This is a genomic window from Kribbella sandramycini, from assembly GCF_013131805.1.
Lineage (GTDB): Bacteria > Actinomycetota > Actinomycetes > Propionibacteriales > Kribbellaceae > Kribbella > Kribbella sandramycini.
The window spans coordinates 1-668 of record NZ_JABJRC010000029.1 but is presented as its reverse complement, the minus strand read 5'-3'; the positions used below and the strand labels follow the sequence as shown (position 1 = coordinate 668).

Sequence of the window (668 nt, the reverse complement as noted above, 5' to 3'; positions counted from 1 at the left end):
TTCCCCATTCGGACACCCCCGGATCACAGCTCGGTTGCCAACTCCCCGGGGCTTATCGCAGGCTCCAACGTCCTTCATCGGCTCTTGGTGCCAAGACATCCACCGATTGCCCTTAGTAGCTTGTCACAAAAACAAAAAACAAAACAAAATCGCTACAAAGAGATGCTCGCGTCCACTATACAGTTCTCAAAATACGACCAGGAACACCGACCCGAAACCACCACCTACCGAGCTAAGCACCCAGACCAGGGAAACAAAACACCCAATCCAAACACTCACACCAGCGGTTTGATGAGAGCCAGCCCCGAAGAAAAACCAGTCCAACCCGAACACTCGGGCCGGCCCGATTCCTCAGGACCCAACAGCGCGCCTCGATCCCTCACTCTTCATCACTTCGCGTTCCACGCTCCCGAAGAAGCAGTACTAACACCATGACTGGAGATCCGAACCTAATGGTCAATGTTCCACATTCCGAAGCACCGCTGCCCAGAAACACTCGTTCTGGAAACAGCGAATGGACGACCACCCTTGCGGTGTGATCGCCGAATGCTCCTTAGAAAGGAGGTGATCCAGCCGCACCTTCCGGTACGGCTACCTTGTTACGACTTCGTCCTAATCGCCAGCCCCACCTTCGACGGCTCCCTCCACAAGGGTTAGGCCACCGGCTT

Annotated in this window: 2 rRNA genes; both read right to left on the bottom strand. The window is 55.1% G+C overall.

Features of this window, described 5'->3' with window-relative positions:
• A 23S ribosomal RNA gene (locus HPO96_RS37450) occupies nucleotides 1–126 on the bottom strand; the annotation flags it as partial.
• Between the two features lie 431 nt (nucleotides 127–557).
• Nucleotides 558–668, bottom strand: a 16S ribosomal RNA gene (locus HPO96_RS37445); the annotation flags it as partial.